At 59.8% G+C, this 244-nt stretch carries 1 protein-coding gene; it reads right to left on the bottom strand.

Translation table 11 applies throughout. The features are described 5' to 3' along the window. Nucleotides 1-65 precede the first annotated feature (65 nt). Nucleotides 66-244 (bottom strand): dihydrofolate reductase family protein (locus AF337_RS39555; RefSeq protein ID WP_160320238.1); only part of this gene is annotated, 179 nt, incomplete at its 5' end.

Below are 244 nucleotides of genomic sequence, written 5' to 3' on the forward strand. Positions count from 1 at the left end.
CCGGAGATGCTTGCCGTAATCCGGTCGGAAGCCGAGCTGCGATTTTCATCTGGCGAGTCGCGCGATCAAGCCGGAACGTAGGTCAACCTGATTACATCCTCGCCAATCCGGTCATGAGCCATCAGGCGGAGCGGCGGCCGGGGTCCGGCGAAATATGGCTTGCCGTGACCGAGCACGACCGGGTGGAGGTAGATTCGATACTCATCGATCAGGCCAAGTTCGGTGAGGCTTTGCGCCAAATTGG

Source organism: Rhizobium ecuadorense (assembly GCF_001187535.1).
Taxonomy (GTDB): domain Bacteria; phylum Pseudomonadota; class Alphaproteobacteria; order Rhizobiales; family Rhizobiaceae; genus Rhizobium; species Rhizobium ecuadorense.